Consider the following 21,805-nt stretch of genomic DNA (forward strand, 5'->3'; position numbering starts at 1 on the left):
ATTATTCCCCTTCGATAAAGTAAATCCTCTCACCTTCTGTTATAACGGATTGCCCCTGGGTCAGATCCGTCATCCAAGCGGTGAAACCTTCCGCCTCCGGCTCCTCAGGCAGGCACAATAAAGTGACCTTATCTGCGAATGAGGGCTGCCCGGTACGGATAGCACGATTTCTCAGCTCGTTCTCAATCTTGCCAAGCCACGTATAATCGACTTCCACGTACACTTCCCGGTGAAGAACCCGGGTAATCGGCTGTCCCGCTTCAATAGCTGCAACAGCTCCATCCGTATACGCGCGAATCAGCCCCCCAGCCCCGAGCATAATTCCGCCAAAATAACGTGTAACCACAATAGCGACATTCTTCAGGCCTTGATTGCGGATGACCTCAAGGATTGGCTTGCCAGCCGTTCCGCTTGGTTCCCCGTCATCAGACTGCTTCTGAATTTCATCCCGCTCGCCAATCATATAAGCCGAGCAGTTATGGGTCGCATTCCAATGTTCTTTTTTGATTCGTTCAATAAATGCTATAGCTTCCTGCTCTGTCTCAACGGGCATAACATGACCAATAAATCTTGATTTCTTAATGACGATTTCTTTGTTCCCGGATTCCCGGACTGTTCGGTAACGATCTAACATAACTCAACCTTCCAGACTTAAAATGATGTGCCAAGAGCAGTCCGGCCAAGTGGCGAACTGCTCCTAGTGCACATATAACCCTATGTGGGGATGTAACTGTTTATTCGGAGAGCCTTGCTTCCAGCTCGGCTTTCTCTTTCTCATAACCTGGTTTGCCTAGAAGAGCAAACATGTTCTTCTTATAAGCCTCAACGCCCGGCTGGTCAAACGGGTTAACGCCCAGCAGGTATCCGCTGATTCCGCAGGCTTTCTCGAAGAAATACACGAGATAACCGAAGGAGTAAGGCGAGAAGTCAGGTACGTTCACGATCAGGTTTGGCACCTGGCCGTCCGTATGCGCAAGCAGGGTGCCTTGGAACGCCTTTTTATTTACAAAATCCAGCGTCTTACCAGTCAGGAAGTTCAATCCGTCGAGGTCATCCGGATCAGACTCGATCGTAATGTGATGATCCACATCTGTTACCTGGATTACAGTTTCAAAAATGTTCCGGTTCCCCTCTTGGATAAACTGCCCCATGGAGTGCAGATCGGTAGAGAAGTCAACGGAAGCTGGGAAGATTCCTTTGTAGTCCTTACCTTCACTTTCCCCGTACAGCTGCTTCCACCACTCGGATACAAAATGCAGGGAAGGCTCGTAGTTCACCAAGATCTCGGTCACTTTGCCTTTGCGGTACAAGGCATTACGAACTGCGGCATACTGATAGCTGGCATTCTCAGCCAGGTTCGGGTTGCTAAATTCTTTGGATGCGTCCGCAGCACCTTGAAGAATCTGCTCTACGTCAATACCCGCAGCAGCAATCGGCAGAAGACCTACCGCTGTAAGTACGGAGTAACGTCCACCGACATCATCAGGAATCACAAAAGTCTCGTAACCTTCCTCGTCAGCCAGCTTCTTCAGAGCGCCTTTGGCACGGTCTGTTGTAGCATAAATGCGCTTACGCGCTTCTTCCTTGCCGTACTTCTTCTCCAGTGCAGCGCGGAAGATGCGGAAGGCGATAGCCGGTTCCGTAGTCGTACCGGATTTGGAAATGACGTTGACGGAGAAATCCTTGCCTTCGATCAGATCCAGCAGGTGTGTCACATACGTGGAGCTGATGTTGTTGCCAGCAAAGAAAATCTGCGGAGTCTTACGCTTGTCCTGCGGCAGCGTGTTATAGAACGAATGGGACAAGGCTTCGATTGCAGCACGTGCTCCCAAATAAGAACCACCGATGCCGATAACAATCAGCACTTCAGAGTCATTCTGAATTTTGCTGGCCGCTTTACGGATGCGGGCGAACTCTTCTTTGTCATATTCAGTCGGCAGGTTGATCCAACCCAGGAAATCCGAACCGGCACCTGTTCCTTTATGTAACTGTTCATGAGCCAGACGAACAGGCTCAGCCAAATTATCAATCTCGTGTTGACCAACGAACGTAAGGGCTTTACTGTAATCAAAAGTTACTTTTTTTGACATGACGAAAACAACCTCCCGTATATTTGTGTATGGGTTAAACCGCCTATCCAAGAAACAACTTAAACCTAGAATACTGTATAATCCCAGTCAAAACAAGGGCACATTGTACACTGCCCCCCTGCTGCGTGTTAAAATAGTAGCGGTACAACAATTCGACAATAGAAGGTGAATGTTTCATGAAGAAAATCGGCTTTATCGGTCTGGGTACAATGGGTGCGCCTATGGTCTCCAATCTTTTGAAAAAAGGGTACCCAGTTACCGTATATAACCGCACTGCCTCCAAAGCTGAAGATTTGGTGAAGGAAGGTGCGAAAGCTGTCTCCACCCCACGCGAGGCCGCCGAGAACAACGATGTCGTGATTACCATGGTCAGCGATGACAACTCGATCGTGGACGTCTATGAAGGCGAGCATGGGCTTCTTAAAGGCCTTCATCAAGGTAGTGTGGTCATTGACTGCAGTACCATCTCCCCCTCCTTGTCCAAGAAGCTGGCCGGTCAGATTGGCGAGCTGGGTGGTTCCTTCCTGGATGCGCCAGTAACCGGAAGCTCTCCGGCCGCAGTGAGCGGAACGCTGGTGTTCATGGTTGGTGGCCCGGCTGATGTGCTTGAGGCAGTGATGGACATCTTCGATACACTGGGCAAAAAAGTGCTGCATATGGGCGACAACGGCACCGGCTCCGTAGCGAAGCTGGCCCATAACACCATGGTCGGCATCAACAACCTGGCTTTGGCTGAGGGCTTCGCCATCGCTTCCAAGTCCGGCCTCCCGGCGGACGCGTTCCTGGAACTGGTTCAGCTCGGCTCCGCCGGCAGCAAAGCCGCCGAGCTGAAGGGCCAGAAAATCATTGACCATGATTTCAGCAACCAGTTCTCCCTGCAGCTGATGCTGAAGGACCTGAAGCTTGCTTCTTCCTTGACCGATGGCGCCTCCATCCCTTCCCCGATGCTCAACCTGGCCAAGAGCTTGTTCCAAGCCGGTCAGACCCAGGGCTACGGCGAGGAGGACCTCTCCGCCGTTGTGAAGATCTATGAGACCTGGATCGGCCAGACCATCGCCGGCAAGAAGCTGTAAGGCAGAGGACAAAGGACAAAGCCAATATTAAGCCTGTAATAGTTTAAAACTAGAAGGGGTGCCAGATATCATGCCCCCTTCTTTTTTGTCTTACGCCCCCTTGAACCCTTCCCCCAGCCAGTAAATTAATCCCTGCTCAACCCAAGCGCATCCCGCAGGGACAGCGCCTCCATGCACTCCCCCCCCCTCAATCTCCATTCTAACCATCACCCCAACCAGTAACTCTTCCCTGCTCAAACCTAAGCGCATCCCACAGGGACAGCGCCACCATGCACTTCCCCCTTCAATCTCCATTCTAACCATCACCCCAACCAGTAACTCATCCCTGCTCAAACCCAAGCGCATCCCGCAGGGACAGCGCCTCCCAGCCAGGACATTCTCAGTACCAATCAAAGCCACTCATTTAGCTAGTCTTTATTCTGTAACCAAACCCCACCCAACTGAAAGCGGGTCCCGCAGGGACGGCAAGCGTTCCTTAGTCTCTACCTGCTAAGTTCCGCCTGTCTGCCACCTATCGCCCCCTTTCGGGTGTCCAGAGGGCAAAGCCCTTGGGGCCCTCCCTTCCAGGGAGGGTTTGGGTGGGTCCCCCCCAACGACAAACAAGCGGCTTCCAGTACCAGACAATCTCAGTACAATCGAAGCCGCTCATTGCGCTTGTCTTTATTCTGTAACCAGACCCCACCCAATTGAAAGCGGGTCCCGCAGGGACGGCAAGCGTTCCTTAGTCTCTACCTGCTAAGTTCCGCCTGTCTGCCACCTATCGCCCCCTTTCGGGTGTCCAGAGGGCAAAGCCCTTGGGGCCCTCCCTTCTAGGGAGGGTTTGGGTGGGTTTACGAAAGGTTTGGGTGGGTTATTACCTATACGAACACACGTAATCCGTAACTTTCGTCACTTCAAGCTTGAACTTGCGACCGGCGGGAACCGTGAACTCGCCCTGACCGTTGATTTCTCTCCACTCGGTCTCATCCGGGAGAAGAACCTTCAGATCCCCAGATTGAATCTGCATAACTTCTTCCGTATCTGTGCCAAATTCGTAGGCGCCTGGCAGCATGATCCCCAAGGTGATCTTGCTTCCGTCCTCCAGATACACAGACCGGCTTGTAACTTTTCCATCAAAGTAAATATTGGCAGCTTGATCTACGGTAACATTTTTGAACTGCGGCATCGTGGTCCGTTTCCCCTTTTCGGTCGATTTTCGCTAGATTACAGCTGAGCTTTTACGTGTTTTACAACGTTCTCAACGGTGAAGCCATACTCAGCAATCACTTTGTCCCCAGGTGCGGATGCGCCGAAGGTGTGGATGCCGATAACGGAACCTTTCTCACCTACATAACGCTCCCAACCGAATGGATGAGCCATTTCAATGGCAACGCGGGCTTTAACATCCGGAAGAATAACGGAATCTTTGTAAGCCTGATCCTGCTTGTCGAACAGATCCCAGCTTGGCAAGCTGATGACGCGCACTTCAATGCCTTCTTCAGCAAGAGCGGCTTGAGCTTTAACTGCAAGCTGTACCTCAGAACCCGTAGCGATCAGCTGTGCAACCGGCTTGCCGTTCTTAGCATCGGATACCACATAACCACCGCGCTTCACGCCTTCGCGTGCTAGCTCAGCTGTATTTTCAAGGATAGGAAGGTTCTGACGTGTAAGCACAAGCGCAACCGGATTGTTCTTGTTCTCTACAGTATAAGCCCATGCAGCGGAAGTCTCGTTGCCATCGGCAGGACGAATTACCGTCAGATTAGGGATGATGCGGATCGAAGCAAGCTGCTCGATTGGTTCATGCGTAGGACCATCCTCACCAACCGCAATACTGTCATGAGTAAGTACATAAGTAACCGGCAGACCCATGATCGCAGCCAGACGGACAGCTGGACGCAGGTAATCGGTAAATACGAAGAATGTACCTCCGAAAATCTTCAGTCCACCGTGCAGAGCGATCCCGTTCATAGCCGCAGCCATACCAAACTCACGAACGCCGAAGTATACGTTACGACCGTCGTAGCTGTTCGGAGTCAGAACAGGAAGACCTTTAAGGTGGGTCATCGTGGAGCTCTCAAGGTCAGCGGAGCCGCCCAGAAGCTGTGGAACCCCTTTGACTAGACCATTAAGTGCATTACCAGAAGCTACACGGGTCGAAAGAGCCTTGTCTTCAGACGAATATTTAGGAAGCTCAGCATCCCAGCCAGATGGAAGCTCGCCAGCAATAGCCTTCTCGAATTGTGCAGCCAGTTCAGGGAATTCCGCTTTGTATTTGGCGAACTGCTCGTCCCAAGCCTTGTTCGCTTCAATACCGCGTTTCTTCACTTCTGCAAAATGCTGACGCACCTCTTCTGGTACATAGAAGTCTTCTTCGTAAACCCATTTGTAGAATTCCTTGGTCAGTTTGGTCTCTTCAGCACCCAGTGGAGAACCATGGGTACCGCCGTGGCCGCCTTTACCTTGTTTGTTAGGGCTTCCGTAACCAATAACGGTCTTCACTTCAATCAGGGTAGGACGCGATGTATCCTTTTTCCCTTCTTCAATTGCCGCAGCAATAGCACTCAGATCATTACCATCCTTAACCAGCAGAGTCTGCCAGCCATAGGCATCAAAGCGTTGTCTCACATTCTCGGAGAAGCTTAAGCTCGTCTCTCCATCCAGAGAAATGTCATTGGAATCGTACAGGAAGATCAATTTGCCCAGCTTCAGATGTCCTGCAAGAGATGCTGCCTCGGCGGAAACACCCTCCATCAGGTCACCGTCACCGCAAATGCCATAAGTATAGTGATCAACCACTTTGAAATCTCCGCGGTTGTAAGTTGCAGCTAGGTGCTCTTCGGCAAGAGCCATACCTACAGCCATGGCAATCCCTTGTCCAAGCGGCCCGGTAGTAGCGTCAACACCAGCTGTATGTCCGAACTCAGGGTGGCCAGGAGTCTTACTTCCCCACTGGCGGAACTGCTTAAGATCGTCCAAGGACAGATCGTAACCGCTCAAGTGCAGCAAGCTGTACAGAAGCATCGAACCGTGCCCAGCAGACAGCACAAAACGGTCGCGGTTAATCCATGTCGGATGGTCAGGGTTGTGATTCATAGTTTTGGCAAACAGCTGATAGCCCATAGGAGCGGATCCCATCGGCATTCCCGGGTGACCGGAGTTTGCTTTCTCAATTGCATCGATTGATAGCGTGCGAATTGTGGCAATTGACAAGTTATCGATTACGTTGTTGTCAGAAATTTCTTTGATTTCATCAGACATTGCTTTGTTTCCTCCTCAAGGGTCTGTAAATAGTTTGATAAAAGATCAAACGACACGCTCAAAATGAAAAAGTCATTTTGACTTATTTATGCATTGTACCACAAATTGAGGGTCAATTTCTAGCTCGCCCGTCCATAATTTGATCAAGAGACAAAATCTTACTTCATTACAACTTCCCTAACTATAGTTAAACTATGCGAGGAATGCGCAAACACGCCCGTCAACGCAAAAAAGCACCCAAAGCCATCTTAAGGACTAGTCCTGAACGATTGGCTTTGAATGCTTATATATCTCAACAATCTATGATGCTTGTGGATTAATTGAACACAACTGTCTTGTTCTGATGAACCAGAATCCGGTCCTCAATATGCCATTTCACCGCACGGGCCAGAACCACCCGCTCGATAGTCCGGCCGATACGCTTGAGTTCACTTACGTTATCCCGGTGGCTAACGCGCTGTACGTCCTGCTCGATAATCGGACCTCCGTCCAGCTCCTCGGTTACATAGTGAGCTGTGGCTCCGATAATCTTCACACCCCGGTCATAGGCCTGAGCGTACGGCTTGCCGCCAACAAACGCTGGAAGGAAGGAATGGTGAATGTTGATAATCCGGTTCCGGTACGGCTGAATGAGCGCTGGCGAGACGATCTGCATGTATCTGGCAAGCACAATCAGGTCCACATTCCCATCCAGCAGCTCAAGCTGGCGCTGTTCTGCTTCTTTCTTCGTATCTGGTGTAACTGGAATATGATGGTAAGGAATCCCGAAGGATTCGACGTATTCTCTCATATCCGGATGATTGCTGATCACCATGGAAATTTCCGCATCCAGATCTCCCGCCTGCCATTGCCACAACAGCTCAACCAAACAGTGATCCTCTTTGGAAACAAGGATGGCTAATTTCTTCTTATTCTTAAGTGGGAAAATGTTCCACTCCATTTCGAACTTGTCCGCAATCTCCTGGAAATCTCCCTTGATCTCCGCCAATCTGCTGCCCAGATCCTCCAGATCAAACTCAACGCGCATAAAGAACATGCCGCCCTCAGGGTCCATCGTATACTGGTCTGACTGAACGATATTTGCTCCATGTTGATGGAGGAAGTGGGATACCGCCGCCACAATCCCCGGCCCGTCCGGACAGGAAATAAGCATCCGTGCGCGATTTTGTTCATATTCCTTCACAGGCCGCAGACCTGCTTTTACATGTGTGTCTTTCATTACCTAGAAATCCTCCTTAAGTTAACCCTGCACCGTAAGCTCGTTCATGGCGAGCCAAGCAATAATCCGCTGATTAATCTGTTCCTCGGATAGCTCTGGGAACAAGCCTGCCTCCACTACCAGATCATATAACCGCTCCAGCGGCTCGCGCGGATCGGCTTTCTTCGCCTTGGCGTCGTTCTTCAGCAGCTCCCAGGTGCTGAGAATGAAAGCTCGGGGATAAATCTCCTGCTTGCTGAAGAAAGAGTGAAGCTGCTCTACTTCGGTCAGGAAGCTCTCTCCGAACCGCTCAGCCACATTACCGCGTAGAAGTGCGATTTCCACTTCATACATTGGACGCTGGGTTTTGGCATCCTTACCAATCCAAGGCGTCTCCAGAATGAATGGGCGTCCTTGGAGCTTCTCATGGTGAACCACACGTTTGATCGCTTCAAATCCGATCCACCCAGAGCCGATTGGCGTGTGACGGTCCTTCGCAGCACCTATAGGGTTCTTGCTGTCATTGATATGCACGACGGCAAGGCGGTCCAGGCCGATAATCCGGTCGAACTCCTCAAGAACACCGTCCAAGTTATTAACAATATCATAACCCGCATCATGAATATGACAGGTATCCAGACAAATCGTCAAGCGCTCCTTGTGCTCAACCTGCTCGATAATCCGGGCAATCTCTTCAAAAGTTCGGCCAATCTCCGTTCCTTTGCCGGCCATGGTCTCAAGGGCTATGCTGACATCCGTCTCATCCGTGCCATTCAGAACCTCATTCAATCCGGCTGCAATCCGGTCGATTCCATAATCGGCATCCTTGTCCGTAAACGCGCCGGGATGAAGAACGATATTCCTTACACCCAGGGCATGAGTCCGGCGGATTTCTTCCTGAAGGAAGTCAACTGCAAGCTGATACGTGTTCTCCTTATATGAACCCAAATTAATAATATAAGGTGCATGTACAACAATTTCTTCAATATTGGCGGCTGCCATTGCCGCTTTCCCGTCTTCAATAAAAAGAGATTCGACAGGTTTACGCCGCGTGTTCTGGGGAGCGCCTGTGTATATCATGAACGAGCTGGAGCCATATGATGCGGCCTCGCCGGTAGCTGTCAGCAGCCCTTTGGTTGATAACGATACATGGGAACCGATTTTTAGCACTTGCCTATTTCCCCCTTAATATTCAACTTGATTCAGTATATTTTATCGTGAATATCAAAGACAGGCAACAAACTATATTTTCATAATTACGTATCTGCAATAGAATCTTAAGCCTTCCTTAATATTTTCTTTAAAGTTATTTAAATTCCGCTCCCTATAATGAAAATCAATTAAATTATGATTCTATATAAAACGAACTTATGAAGGTTACCCTTTAGGGGCGCTGCGATGCCGAGTGTTCTTACGACCACGGTGGTCTCCGAAATGCTTGAACTAGATATTCAAGTAGGGGCATTTCAGAAACCAAGGCGGACACTCCGCTTCTTCAGAATCCCTCGTCCTCTCAGCTGAGACCGGTACATTCTAAAGTTCATTTTATATATCTTCTAATAATGAGACGGGGGATTATTCTATTATGCAGAAAAAAACAGTTGTTGTACTCTTTGGCGGGACCTCCACAGAATACGGAGTATCTTTACAATCCGCAGCATCAGTTATCGATCATCTGGACCGTTCCAAATATGAATTGATGCTGATCGGGATTACACGGGAGGGAGCTTGGCTGAGGTTCCCTGGCAACACGGATCAAATTCGTCAGGACACCTGGCACACCCATTCTGGCTGTACCCCAGCTTTCATTTCCCCCAGCAGACAAGCTTCGGGTATCGTGGAATTCATCGGCACCGAATACCGGATTATTCCTGTTGATGTCGTGTTTCCTGTTCTGCACGGCAAATACGGAGAGGATGGAACCCTGCAAGGGCTGCTGGAGCTGTCAGGAATTCCTTTTGTAGGCTGCGATACACTCTCATCAGCGATAGGAATGGACAAAGGAATTGCGAGCCAGCTGGTCAGGGCGGCCGGGATTGAAACGGCAGCTTCGGTGACGGTGCTTGAAGGCGACGATCTTCATAGGGCGATAGACAATGCGGAGAAGCTGGGTTACCCGGTATATATCAAACCAGCGAAGTCCGGTTCGTCATTTGGGATAACGAAAGCCTATAACAACGCAGAACTTAAAGATGGAATCAAGTTAGCTTTCCAGCATGACCGCAAGGTGGTTATTGAGCAGAATGTGGAAGGTTTCGAGGTAGGCTGCGCTGTGCTGGGTTATGCCGATCCGCTCATTGCCGAGGTAGACGAGATCGAGCTGAGGGGTGATTTTTTCAATTATGAAGAGAAGTACTCCTTAAAAACTTCCAAAATTCATCTGCCCGCAAGAATATCACCGAATACGGCCAAGCAGGTGAAGGAAGCCGCCCTCCGGATATACCAAGCATTGGGATGTAAAGGCCTTGCACGGGTGGATCTGTTCCTTACCGGTGATGGACGGATTCTCTTTAATGAAGTCAACACAATGCCTGGCTTCACGGCAGCGAGCCGATATCCAAATATGATGCGACACAGCGATATTTCGTACCCAGAGCTTATGGACAAGCTGATCCAGCTTGCCCTTGATGAGGAGGCAGCACAATGATCCTTAGACTGGAGCCTGCGATGATTCATCAAGGACCCCTTGTACTCGTGAATCAGAAATATCCAGTAACAAGCAGTCCTGATGCTGATCAGATCGTTCCTACCACCGGTATTAAGAAGGCAAGCAGCGAAGAAGAGAATCCGAGTCTTGAAATGAACTGTATGGAGCAGCTTGGACAATTATTAACAGCATGCCAGGCCGGTGATCAGATCGGCATCGTCAGCGGGTATCGTACGGCAGACCAGCAATCGAACATTTACGAACAGTCATTATCGGAATATGGACTTGAGTTCACATCCCGCTATGTGGCACGCCCGAATGAAAGTGAGCACCAGACCGGCCTCGCTGTAGACGTTGGATTGTTAGGCACCGAGGTGGATTATTTGTGCCCCGCCTTCCCTAGTCTGGGGGTATGTGCTTCATTTAAAAAGCTGGCTCCGGAATATGGATTTGTCCAGCGATACAAGAAAGAGAAAGAATCCTTGACACAAATCGCGAATGAACCCTGGCATTACAGATATGTAGGCGTTCCGCACGCTTTGCTTATGGAACAGTACGAAATGTGCCTGGAAGAGTATCACGAGTATATCAAAAGATTCACTTATCAGGGGTCCCATCTGTATATGAATATTAATGGTTCTCTCGTAGAAATGTATTTTGTGGAGGACAGTGGCGGGGACCAGGCCGTCCCTATTCCATCTGGTGCATCCTACACCTGCTCCGGAAATAACATAGACGGATATATCGTGACGATATTCCACCAACAAGGGAAGTTGGCCGGATGAGTCGGCGGAGCTCATTATCCACAGACCCCTTTTACCTAATCAATACCTCTGCTAATATAGCAAATCAGACACGCACTTCTCCGCACCGGGCCTGGGCTGAGATAAACCTGTCCCATCTCCGGCATAATGTGTCCGAGATTAAGCGGATAATCCCAGGCTCATGCGGCATTATAGCAGTCGTCAAAGCCAATGCCTATGGTCATGGGGCTGTAGAAATTGCCCGCTGCTTGAACGGGATCGGGATTACCCGGTTTGCCGTCGCCGAAATTAATGAGGCGATTCTTCTAAGGGAGCGCGGGGTGTACGGCGATATTTTAATCTTAGGGTATACTGCCCCGGAGCGTGCACCCGAGCTCGCACGCTACAAGCTGACACAGACTATAGTGAACCTGGAGCATGCTGAGTCCCTTGAGTCGCGCGGCATCCACCTTGATGTTCATATCAAAATTGATACGGGCATGAATAGATTAGGGGAGCCTTCAGAGAATCTGGAATCGATACGGCGGTGTTACCAGTTCGCCCATCTGCGGGTAACCGGAACATTTAGCCATCTGGCAGAATCTCCTGGATTGTCGAGAGAGGAAATTCACTTCACCAACCTTCAAGTGAAAAAGTTCAACCGAGTAATCGACACCCTCAAGGCATCTGGTCTCGATCCGGGACTTGTTCATATTCAGAGCAGCTACGGAATTCTCAATTATCCCGGTTTGAATTATGACCTTGTCCGTCCGGGCATTGCCTTGTATGGCCTGCTGAGCTCTGAAGAGGATCGGGTCACCGTTCAGATAAATCTGCGGCCGGTCCTTTCTCTAAAAGCCTCCGTGACACAAGTGAAGGAGGTGCCTGCTCGCGCCCATATTGGATATGGACATGCCTTCATTGCCCCGTCCAAGATGAAGATTGCCGTCATTTCCTTGGGCTACGCAGACGGCATCCCAAGGACCTTGTCTGAGCAGGGCGGTTACGTGCTGATCCGTGGTCAGAGGGCGGCTATCATTGGCGGCATCTGTATGGATCAATTTATGGTAGATGTCACTTCGATAACTGACGTAGGTCAGGGGGATACAGCTACGATTATCGGGCAAGACGGGAAAGAAGTTATAACAGCAGGGCAGATTGCCAGACGCTGTGGCACGGTGACGAACGAGATTTTGAGCCGGTTAGGAGATCGGGTGGAAAGAGTGTATAACACTTGAGGCTTATTTGGCGACGAGGCAGCTACAATGAATGTTGGGAAAAGAGACAACGGAAGCCCAGACTTATTTTGCAGGTTCAAGGCTCCCGTTGTTTTCGTTATGGAGAGACCTGATTTATTTCTAAGACAAGTAGGATTATGCATACATATGAGGAAGATTCCCGCAGCAGTCTTTTCTAATGTTATACCAAGTCAAGAATAAATACTTCATCAGCTCCCCCCATCTCGCGGGCGCGAAAGGAAGGTTGACCGTTCGATGATATCTTATATGGATTTCACGTCCCCTTCGGTCCAATACACTTACGATCTCCGAAATAATCTTATGTTCAAGAAAGATGATCAGAATTTCATCAACGCCTTATCCATCCATCAGTTGAACACCTTGGGCAATGTGTCTCTGCTCGACATCTATCTGAGCAAATCCAATGTGGTTGAACCCCACACTCACCAGAATGCCTCTGAGCTTGTCTATTGCATTTCTGGAGCCGCTGTCGTCTCTCTTATAAATCCCTTCACCAAACAGCTTATCAATATCCCTATCAGCCCTGGTCAGGTTGCTAATGTGCCGCAAGGATGGTGGCATTATGAAATTGCCACTGTGGACCAGACCCATCTTCTGGCCATTTTCGATGCACCTATCCCAGAATTTATTGGCGGCTCTGACCTGCTGCGCTTGACCCCGGCTAGCGTTTTTGCCCATACCTACTGTCTTGACAAAAGGCTGCTTGCAGATGTACTGGCTCCCATCACAGACACGGTTGTCATTGGCCCTCCTGCCAACTGCAACCCTGCCGTCTCTGGCCAGAGGGATCACATCCAGAGCGATCACGTGCAGAAAGATCACGTGCAGAGGAATCACGTGCAAAGGGAGGTTAGGGCTCCGATACAAGATAACCGCGCACAGGGGGATTACTCACAAGACGGCGAAGGCCACCCGTCGGCCTATCCTCCACAGCAGTATATCGGCAACGGCTGGCGGTACCCGGGCCTATAGGTTGCCGTTCATCATGGTTTCCGTTCTGGCCGTCTTAGTTCAATAGGCAGGCTTGGTAAATCTCTTTAAGTTCCAATCCAAAGCGTATTTCCTCCTAAACGAAGGAAAATACGCTTTTTTGTTCGTTTCAAGTTCGCTCATATTCGTATCCCAGTGCGGCTGGATAATGACTCCCTGATGAAGTGGAACATTGTAAAATCCGGTTTAGATAGCGAAAACTAGACTAGAAAGGTATCGATCTCATCTTTTTCCACATTCCTTCGGGGGCTGATATCGAATTTCCGCTGGAAATAAGGTATAATTTCAAATAACTTAACTGTGATCTTTATACTTGCACGATTTAAGAATGACTGGATGAGGTGAAACAATAGATGTATCTCTGGAACACATTCCTGTTCGCAGCGTCAGACGCCCCTAACCGCTGGTTCATGAATTCCATTGTATTCTGGGGCTTCATAATGCTTGGAGCCATGACTATTGGCGGGTTCTTTATGTTCCGCAAATTTATGAAAGTGCTGCCAAAGGAAGACGGAATGTCCAAGCTGGATTGGCAGAACTACTGGGTTGAGAAGAGCCGCCCGTTATGGACGGATGAGACTAAAGCTTTTCTCGACATGCTGGTCTCCCCGGTTCCTCAAGCTTTCCGGGATATCGCCAAGCATTCCATTGCCGCCGAAATTGGCAAGATTGCGGTCGAGAGCGGTGCATCTGAAGTCACACGTGATCACTGTATTAAAGGTTACATTGTCGCCACACCCAAGAGAGATAATAAATTTCTGATCAAATTCCTGAAGAAAAATGAAATTGATTATACCCCGTATCAGCATTTGATAAACAAATAAGCTGTTTGAATCACCAACCCGCCTGATGGTCTGCCGGCCTGGCGGGTTTATTTTATTAGAGATGTCTTGGAAAAGAGGAATTGAAGATGAAAATGGCGATCTGTGGAGGCACCGGGTTTATCGGCAGCGCATTGGCTGATTATTGGCTGGAGAAAGGTCACGAGATTACCGTAGTCACTCGGAAAATCAAACCTGGATCTTACACAGTCGGCACTGCAAACTTCCCCCGCTTAATTACCTGGGAGGATCTTTCAGCCTCGCCAGAGCACCTTGAAGGCTTAGATGCGCTGGTCAACCTGGCGGGTTCCTCGCTCAATCAGCGATGGACATCAGCAGGCAAGCAGCGGATTCTTGAATCCCGGCTGAAATCCGTACAAGCTGTCGCCGACTTGATCGGACAGCTCAAGGACAAGCCGTCTGTTGTTATTCAGGGCTCAGCCATCGGCATTTATGGAACATCCCTAACCGCCGAATATGATGAGAACAGCCGAACTTCACCTTCAGACTTCTTGTCTGAAGTGACGACGCAGTGGGAGCAGGCATCCCAGGCGCTGCAGATGGTCGGTGTTCGGGTAGTGAACCTGCGGACCGGCGTGGTGCTTGGACGCAGCGGCGGTGCTTTTCCGCTAATTTCTCTGCCTTTCCGGTTAGGCTTTGGCGGGAGAGTGGGCACGGGACAGCAGTGGATGTCCTGGATTCATCTGATGGACATCGTGCGCCTGATTGATTTCTGTGTGATGAATCCGGATCTTCATGGACCTGTTAATGCCGTAAGCCCTTTTCCAGTAACCAATGAAACGTTCGGTAGAACTCTGGCGAGGGTGTATCACCGGCCATATTGGTTCCCTCTTCCGGTATTTCTGCTTAAGCTGGCTCTCGGAGAACAGTCTACCCTGCTTCTGGATGGGCAGCGGGTAATTCCCCTTGAGGCGGAGGATGCGGGTTTTACATTTAAACATCCCCACCTACAGCAAGCTTTAGAAGAAATCAGAAGCCGGGTATAACCTGTGTTTCTTCCAATAATAAAGATGATGTGTGAAAATAAAAAATCCCCTCTGTAACAGGGTGAACTGCAACCACTAACGGGTCACTGCTCAGGGAAGGATTCCCGGTCATGCCGGGTCCAATTCCTTCATCTGTTACGTAGGGGATTTCTTTAGCGTTTATCTAAATTAACGGGCAGTCCAGCCTCCGTCAATGACAAGCTGAGTTCCTGTAACAAAAGCGGACTCGTCAGAGGCCAGGTACAGAACGCCGTAAGCAATATCCTCCGGTCTTCCCATACGTGGTAGTGGAGTGCCTGCCTTGAGGCCTTTCATAGCTTCTTCAGTAACCGCCTTCTCGACCATCGGAGTCATGATGACACCGGGGTGAACCGAGTTTACACGAATAGAGTCTTTGGCAAGCTCCATTGCGGCAGTTTTAGAGATTAATGTCACTGCCCCTTGGAAGCCGAATAGCCATTGGTTCCACTCATGGCCACAAGGCCTGCAACCGAGGAAATGTTCACAATCGATCCGCTTCCTAATTTGCGCATCTCAGGTACTACAGCCTGCATACCCAGCATTGTGCCTGTAAGATTGATCTCCAGGATTTTGTTCCAGCCAGCCATATCGAATTGGTCAAAACCTTGAGCGGTCGTGATTCCCGCATTGTTCACAAGCACATTAACTCTACCGAAGTGTTCCACCGCTTGGGCAACCACGTTCTTCCAGTCTTCTTCGGAGGCTACGTTATGCTTAACCGCAATGGCTTCTCCCCCGTTATCCTTGATCTCTTGAACAACCGCATGAAGCTGATCTATCTGAAGGTCGGTAGCTACGATCTTAGCTCCTTCCTTAGCGAACATCCTGGCTTCTTCTGCCCCTTGGCCCATGGCAGCCCCTGTAATAATGACAACCTTGTCTGCTAAACGTCCCATAACCTAATCACCTTTTCTGTTGAGATTGTTAGTCATTGCTATAATCTATGAAATCACGAGTTCCAGCTACACATTAAGAGGTTTCAGTCTCTGTATGTCTTTCGGAACAAAACATAAATGCTTCACATCTTTAATCATGACTAAAAAATAACGTTGTCAATTAGTTCGTCAATAAAATATTTATATATTAAATTATTTTATTTTAAAAATCTAAACTTCGTCCGAAAAATTCCATATCACAAAAAAATGTTAGGTAGTTTCTTCCATGTAATTCCCCTCGATCTCTAACTCTGGAATCTTGTCATCAGCATTTATAGAAAAGGCCAAGCTCGTCGAGCCCAGCCATTGGAATTAATATTTAGCTAAGGGACTGCGGGTTTGGCTGCCTCTTAGCCTTTTGTTAATTGTGGTTTTTTTTCGCCTAACAAGATCACTATCTACATAACTTAAATCTTGTGGTAGTAATAGAGAATGTATCCCATACTCAAGCGGATACTCCTTATATGGTGCGACAAGCGTATCATTAAGTCTCGGCTCATTTCTGGAGCGAGATCTCTTATGCTCCATTTCCTTGCTAGAAGATTAAGTTCAATATGGGCACAGGAAGTTCCGACCGTAGTCGCTACAATACTGACTTGAGAACGGTCATTGCCCTCACTTTTTCAGTGATCGGGTTACCTTCTTTTGGCTGGTAAGCTATATTACAAAGCTCCCAATGTCAGGTCAATGATACTTATAACTCTCCACTTGATTGATTTTAATTTCTTTTATTGATGGCTCGATGTCAGTTTCTATAAAGCTGATGTTACCTTTTACATGCATCGATTCACCAGGGATCAATTCTTTATTAACTTCATTAGTTGATGACTTATTAGCTACATTTAAAAGAGTTTGCACCGACTTTATTTCCACATTTTTATCGCTGTAATTAGTAATTAAAATATCGTAATTAAATAATAAATTATTCTTATCGATTTCACTTGAAGAATAATTAACACTTGTTACTTCTATTTTGTTAGGATAATCTTTAATTGAACATCCTTGTATAAGGAGAATACTTAAAATTAATAAAAAGCATTTTTTTAAATTCATCTTTCCCCCTAATTGTTGATTATTAATTTTTCTACTTGATAAACATGATAGAGAACCCTAAGATCGGTATTCTTATTAACCTTTGATATGTTGAAAATACCATCTTCTTCTCTAAGAGATTTCAAGAATTCTAAGTTCGAGTTTTTAATCAGCTCGCTAAGTTGTCCGCTTTTATACAAAACAGTTAATGCTTCTGATGTTGTAATTATATCGGCTACTCCACCCTCAGTTTTCTTTTGTTTAAATCCCCCGCCATCTTCCTTCAGCTCCAATAAATAGCCTACAATTTTATCAATTTCATCTTTATATTCTTTTTCTAATCCTAAGTTTAGAATAACAAAATATAAGTTAATGGAGTAATCAAAATTATCGAGAACGAGGTTCTTTTCTTGGAGCTCTAAAATAACTTTATTCAAATGCGTTTTCACATTTTCATTTGGAATCATTCCCATTTCTTTAAGCAATTCGAGACCAGATCTTATTTCAAAAATTATAGACTTATCTTTGGAATTTAAATTTAATAATTGCTCATTTACCTTATTGTAAATTTCCGTTTTTCCTTGAAAAGGGATATCTAGTATAGAATAGCATTTCAATAGATAAAGTAACTTTATCATTTTATTTTTGTCAAAATCTGATAGATCATTCATTAGAGAAATTTTATATTCGCTTAATAATGACTTAATTTTTTTTTCATTATAATTAAATTTAATACTATTCGCAAAAAACAATCCGTAGTACATATCCTGTATATTTATTTTAGGATCAAGTGTTACTGTAAACCCCTCCTCTATCGATTTATCAATATATTCTTTTATTTTTGATAGAGTAGTAGCAATATTACTCTCATTACTCAGTTTACTTAACAGATATATATACTGAGGTTCATAGACATATCCGTCATTAGAAAAACTACTATTTTGAAGAATAAATTTATCTTTATTAATTTGATCCGTCATCTTTTCACTAACAGAATAGGTTTTAACAAAAAAACCATTAATATCTATTATAGAATTTGCAACTGACAAGGTATAGGCATCCATTGATTTTAATTCTAAAGATTTTTCGTTAATTTTGTTCAGCCATATTAGCATTTTATTTAGGTTGTTTAACTTTGTATTTTTGCAATTTACCCCTAAAGAATTTAGAGAGGATATAAGTAATCCCTCATTATTCAGCACATTTTCTTTTATATTGCTATTTGTAAAAAAAATCTCAGAATCAAGTAATCTTATGAGTTTCACTTTAGTTTCATTCAAAAAATTGGAAAAAGGGCTAACATCTTTTAAAATTTCTATTACCTTTGAGGTTGCTACAAGTTTCTCTCTAAGTGATTCATTTTGTCCCAAATTAAAAAATAGTTTTTCTTGATTATCATAATGCTGCATAACTTTTTCCAAAATGAGATTTTTAGTTTTTTCGTCTTGAACTTTTAAAAATTTAATAATATCACTTAATTGTCGTAATTCATCTAAAGATTCAAAATTTGTTGTCTTAAGGACCAATTTATAATAATGATCTTTAATATTTGGTAAATCAGATTGTCTGTAATTTAATTGATTCATTAAGGCTAGTATCCAATAAAATTTATAATTATCTAAATCCTTATAAACTAGATTAGCTGAACTAAACTGGGCCTTTTCATACCCTTCAAAATAGCTTTTTTTCAGAATTTCATTAATTTTTGTACTACTAAACAGACTTGGTTCAATTTGATTACTTCCTTCCTTATTGTAACTACTTCTGATGAGGAAAAATGCAACTAACAAAGAAACTGATAATACAAATACTACAACTTTACTTAGAAGCAACCTCTTCATAATGCACTTCCTCTATTTAGTATATTCTATATCAAGTAACGCAAAAAAGGTGGAGAAGTATCCCTCCACCTTTAAGCTAGATACTAATTAAATATTTTTACTGTCGTATGCACCGACGGTAAAGGTCCTGTTTCCGTAACTAAACGTAGCTTGAGAAGCCTGATTAATTCCATATATTGCCCAAGCTTTTCCTACTAGATTGCTGTAATAATGTCCATATGTCTTGCTGTTTGTTAACTCTGGAAAATTAACAACAATGGAATTTGTACCAGGAGTAACACTCAATCCCGGAGGCCAGGAAAAGCTAGCCGATGTGCCTGTATAGGTAAAACCAAAGGTTTCATTTGCGGTAATCTTATCAGCATTCCCTAGAATCGACAAGCCTCCCGCAATGAATAGTGTGTCACTACTCCAGAGAAAAAAATCACTAATTATAAGATTGTAACTGTAACCTGCATTTTCAAAATACATTCTAGAGCACATAGACAAGCTTTTACCAAAGGATAGGTACAGTGGGGCATATCAGGTTAAATTGACTTAGATTTAAATACACTGCGACTAAATCATCGGTATCGTCTTTACAAACTTTAAAATAAACATCCTCATCCTGTGGTCCAGCCTCCGTCAATGACAAGCTGAGTTCCTGTAACAAAAGCGGACTCGTCAGAGGCCAGGTACAGAACGCCGTAAGCAATATCCTCCGGTCTTCCCATACGTGGTAGTGGAGTGCCTGCCTTGAGGCCTTTCATAGCTTCTTAAGTAACCGCCTTCTCGACCATAGGAGTCATATGATGACACCGGGGTGAACCGAGTTCACACGAATGGAATCTTTGGCAAGCTCCATTGCGGCAGTTTTGGAGAGCTTGAGGGCAATTGTGCGTTTTTCCGCCTAATGACACGTTGACAGCCATCATGCAACGCCACACCACGCGCTGGGATCTTCATGCGGTGCGAAATTATGTTCTGCACAGCCTAAAGCTGGTTGTTGAAATGGAAAACGTATCCCCATACTCAAGCGGATACTCCTTATACGGCGCAACAAGCGTATCATTGAGCTTCGTCCCATTTCTTGAGCCGAGATCTCTCATGCTCCATCTTCCTTCAAGAAGGTTAAGCTCAAGATGGGCACGGGAAGTCCCGACCGTCGTCTCGACATACTGGGCGACCTCCTCAGAACGGCCAATAACAAAGTTCACCCCCGTCAACATAATCCTGTCGGCGGCGGAGCTCCCCTCCTCTATTCTTTCCAGGTAGGGTGTCCGTGAGGGATTCGCTTCCCCTCCCATCTCGCTGAGCAGAACGGTAGCTTGTCTGGATGGTGTCAGCATTTCCGTCTTTGGACTCTGGTCACGACGTAAATACTCTTCATTCCTCAAGCTGTCAAAATCAACAACATCCCAATGATCTTCAGAATTGTGAGAGGAAGTTTGTCCTCTTCTTATGTCAACCTCCGTCCCACCCGAGCCACCTGTTAATACTTGTGGCACTTCCGAATTCCATCCCTCTGCCAATTTGTTTTGTCTGTCTGGAAATCTCAGTAAGTTTGAACTTGATAGATTTATACTCGATCGAACGGGACTTGCTTGACTTGTAGAAGGAGCAGACTTCATGGAGCTTTCTTTTCCCGCGTCACCGGTCAAATAATTGTCATTCCATCTCCACTTGGACTCGTCCCATTCCCCCTCCGACTTAGAAGCATCATGCTTACTGGCCCTGCTCTTATTCAGGAACTCTTCCAGATTCCATTTGCTGCTGCGGTTATCCCGCTTATTATCCCGATCGTCGGCTCCATTGGATTCAGCCAATCCCATTTGTCCCCAGCTTAAGTTATCCATCGGCTGTTCCCCCCCTCCTTCACCAACGATCTTCATTAGAGGAGAACGCCTGCTTAACAGCCAGGCCGCACCTGCTGCCAAGATCACAGTGATCGCTGTACTAACAGATAAGCCTGTTGGTCCTGGGCTGTCCACATAAGCCAACTTCCACGTTAATGCGGCAAGCAGTCCCGCTCCAAGCCAACAATATGTGCGCAGCTTGGACGGTATTGGACCACCCGGTATTAGGCCACCCGCTATTGATCCATCTTGATCCTCCATCCCATAACCGGATTCGGCTGCTTCAGACGTAAGTCTGGAGTTCGATTGTATACTGGGGATGATGCGTTTCCTCCCTGATGAATTAAGACCAGACTCCTCATGCATTACATCCCTGGCTCCCCCGCCATCTGATCTTTTGTCTGAGTAAAACTCTGGAGCGCCAGCTGCGAAAGCATTTGTTCGCATGTGTGGCACTTCCTCTGCAGGTAAGCTCTTGTCCCCTGCGAGAAGCTCGCGCAGCAGCTTTCTAAATCCTGCAAACGAGAACAGATCGCTTCCACACAGCTGCATCATTTGCTGCACTCCATTTCCTTCAAGCACGGACACCGACGTAATCAGCTTTGTGATCAGAGACAAAAGCCTGGATTGCACAGGCTCGGGAGCAAGTTCTTCCTTAAGCGGCAGATAGGTAAAATACAGCTTGCCCATACCCATGGAGCCATCCATGAAAATATAATCCTCATGCAGCCAATAATTCGATGGCTGAAGCATATACATCTTGCACTCATCCAAAGCATTAACCAACTGAAGGAGCAGCACATACAGTTCAAGCATGCTGATTTTCTCACTCTTCATACACTGGGACAGCCTCCGTTTCCCGGTGATGTCATAATGCAGGCTGACTGTAAGATCAATCTCTTTAATATCAAGCTTCAACAGATGGGGTACAGACGCCGACGTGATCATGCCGCATTGAACCCGGTTAAGCTGACCAGGGAGCATCCCCTCCTTACAGGTAAGAACCATATAAGTTCCTCCGCTGCGCACAAAATCGGTCTGAAAAACTGGCAACTCATAACCCCCCTTCCACA

The 21,805-nt window shown here is 46.7% G+C and carries 19 protein-coding genes and 1 pseudogene; 7 read left to right on the forward strand and 13 right to left on the reverse strand.

The features are described from left to right. Window position 1: 1 nt before the first annotated feature. Both KJS63_RS14245 and KJS63_RS14250 read right to left on the reverse strand, forming a co-directional pair. On the reverse strand, window positions 2-634 hold the full coding sequence (locus KJS63_RS14245; RefSeq protein WP_213619732.1) for a YigZ family protein: 633 nt from the start codon (window positions 632-634) through the stop codon (window positions 2-4). 100 nt (window positions 635-734) lie between these two features. Then, window positions 735-2,090, reverse strand: a complete 1,356-nt coding sequence (locus tag KJS63_RS14250) for a glucose-6-phosphate isomerase (RefSeq protein ID WP_068615454.1) — start codon at window positions 2,088-2,090, stop codon at window positions 735-737. A gap of 176 nt (window positions 2,091-2,266) precedes the next feature. Here KJS63_RS14250 and KJS63_RS14255 point away from each other — a divergent pair, with 176 nt between their 5' ends. Beyond that, a complete protein-coding gene (locus tag KJS63_RS14255) occupies window positions 2,267-3,163 on the forward strand; it encodes an NAD(P)-dependent oxidoreductase (RefSeq protein WP_213619733.1) in 897 nt (298 codons plus the stop codon). Window positions 3,164-3,253: 90 nt separating this feature from the next. On the opposite strand, the gene KJS63_RS14260 is transcribed toward KJS63_RS14255, so the two are convergent. From KJS63_RS14260 to KJS63_RS14280, 5 genes are all read right to left on the reverse strand, one after another. After that, window positions 3,254-3,496 (reverse strand): hypothetical protein, encoded by a 243-nt coding sequence (locus tag KJS63_RS14260; RefSeq protein WP_213619734.1) that lies wholly within the window; start codon window positions 3,494-3,496, stop codon window positions 3,254-3,256. A 520-nt stretch (window positions 3,497-4,016) separates the two neighbouring features. After that, entirely contained in the window at window positions 4,017-4,328 is a 312-nt protein-coding gene (ppnP, locus tag KJS63_RS14265; protein ID WP_213619735.1) for a pyrimidine/purine nucleoside phosphorylase, read from the reverse strand. A 38-nt stretch (window positions 4,329-4,366) separates the two neighbouring features. Then, window positions 4,367-6,403 (reverse strand): transketolase, encoded by a 2,037-nt coding sequence (tkt, locus tag KJS63_RS14270; protein ID WP_068615448.1) that lies wholly within the window; start codon window positions 6,401-6,403, stop codon window positions 4,367-4,369. A 316-nt stretch (window positions 6,404-6,719) separates the two neighbouring features. Then, window positions 6,720-7,622, reverse strand: coding sequence for a formyltetrahydrofolate deformylase (purU, locus tag KJS63_RS14275; RefSeq protein ID WP_068615446.1), 903 nt, complete (start codon window positions 7,620-7,622; stop codon window positions 6,720-6,722). A gap of 21 nt (window positions 7,623-7,643) precedes the next feature. Next, window positions 7,644-8,771, reverse strand: coding sequence for a deoxyribonuclease IV (locus tag KJS63_RS14280; protein ID WP_213619736.1), 1,128 nt, complete (start codon window positions 8,769-8,771; stop codon window positions 7,644-7,646). Between the two features lie 415 nt (window positions 8,772-9,186). Here KJS63_RS14280 and vanG point away from each other — a divergent pair, with 415 nt between their 5' ends. The 6 genes from vanG (at window position 9,187) to KJS63_RS14310 (ending at window position 15,068) form a co-directional block, all read left to right on the forward strand. Next, on the forward strand, window positions 9,187-10,248 hold the full coding sequence (gene vanG / locus KJS63_RS14285; protein ID WP_213619737.1) for a D-alanine--D-serine ligase VanG: 1,062 nt from the start codon (window positions 9,187-9,189) through the stop codon (window positions 10,246-10,248). Continuing rightward, window positions 10,245-11,033 (forward strand): D-alanyl-D-alanine carboxypeptidase family protein, encoded by a 789-nt coding sequence (locus KJS63_RS14290; RefSeq protein WP_213619738.1) that lies wholly within the window; start codon window positions 10,245-10,247, stop codon window positions 11,031-11,033. The genes vanG and KJS63_RS14290 overlap by 4 nt, the downstream gene beginning before the upstream one ends. After that, window positions 11,030-12,229 carry a serine racemase VanT catalytic subunit gene (vanT, locus tag KJS63_RS14295; RefSeq protein WP_213619739.1) on the forward strand — a complete coding sequence of 400 codons (1,200 nt, stop codon included), beginning with the start codon at window positions 11,030-11,032 and terminating at the stop codon, window positions 12,227-12,229. The genes KJS63_RS14290 and vanT overlap by 4 nt, the downstream gene beginning before the upstream one ends. A gap of 255 nt (window positions 12,230-12,484) precedes the next feature. Beyond that, complete coding sequence (locus tag KJS63_RS14300; protein ID WP_244862607.1) at window positions 12,485-13,222, forward strand: cupin domain-containing protein; 738 nt, start codon at window positions 12,485-12,487, stop codon at window positions 13,220-13,222. 371 nt (window positions 13,223-13,593) lie between these two features. Next, entirely contained in the window at window positions 13,594-14,064 is a 471-nt protein-coding gene (locus KJS63_RS14305) for a DUF2621 domain-containing protein (protein WP_213619740.1), read from the forward strand. 86 nt (window positions 14,065-14,150) lie between these two features. After that, entirely contained in the window at window positions 14,151-15,068 is a 918-nt protein-coding gene (locus KJS63_RS14310) for a TIGR01777 family oxidoreductase (RefSeq protein WP_213619741.1), read from the forward strand. A gap of 168 nt (window positions 15,069-15,236) precedes the next feature. On the opposite strand, the pseudogene KJS63_RS14315 reads toward KJS63_RS14310, so the two are convergent. The 6 genes and pseudogenes from KJS63_RS14315 to KJS63_RS14340 all read right to left on the reverse strand — a co-directional run bounded on the left by KJS63_RS14315 (window position 15,237) and on the right by KJS63_RS14340 (window position 21,785). Next, window positions 15,237-15,985, reverse strand: a pseudogene (locus KJS63_RS14315) (SDR family NAD(P)-dependent oxidoreductase). 723 nt (window positions 15,986-16,708) lie between these two features. Further along, a complete protein-coding gene (locus KJS63_RS14320; RefSeq protein ID WP_213619742.1) occupies window positions 16,709-17,077 on the reverse strand; it encodes a hypothetical protein in 369 nt (122 codons plus the stop codon). Window positions 17,078-17,085: 8 nt separating this feature from the next. Next, the gene (locus tag KJS63_RS14325) at window positions 17,086-18,897 is read right to left on the reverse strand and encodes a prenyltransferase/squalene oxidase repeat-containing protein (RefSeq protein WP_213619743.1); all 1,812 of its coding nucleotides are present in this window, start codon (window positions 18,895-18,897) and stop codon (window positions 17,086-17,088) included. 87 nt (window positions 18,898-18,984) lie between these two features. Then, on the reverse strand, window positions 18,985-19,368 hold the full coding sequence (locus tag KJS63_RS14330; RefSeq protein ID WP_213619744.1) for a hypothetical protein: 384 nt from the start codon (window positions 19,366-19,368) through the stop codon (window positions 18,985-18,987). Window positions 19,369-19,499: 131 nt separating this feature from the next. Further along, window positions 19,500-19,646, reverse strand: a complete 147-nt coding sequence (locus tag KJS63_RS26580) for an SDR family oxidoreductase (RefSeq protein WP_374706289.1) — start codon at window positions 19,644-19,646, stop codon at window positions 19,500-19,502. A 207-nt stretch (window positions 19,647-19,853) separates the two neighbouring features. Beyond that, window positions 19,854-21,785 carry a DUF6382 domain-containing protein gene (locus KJS63_RS14340; protein WP_213619745.1) on the reverse strand — a complete coding sequence of 644 codons (1,932 nt, stop codon included), beginning with the start codon at window positions 21,783-21,785 and terminating at the stop codon, window positions 19,854-19,856. Between the last annotated feature and the right edge of the window lie 20 nt (window positions 21,786-21,805).

This window comes from Paenibacillus sp. J22TS3, assembly GCF_018403205.1.
Taxonomy (GTDB): Bacteria; Bacillota; Bacilli; order Paenibacillales; family Paenibacillaceae; genus Fontibacillus; species Fontibacillus tuaregi.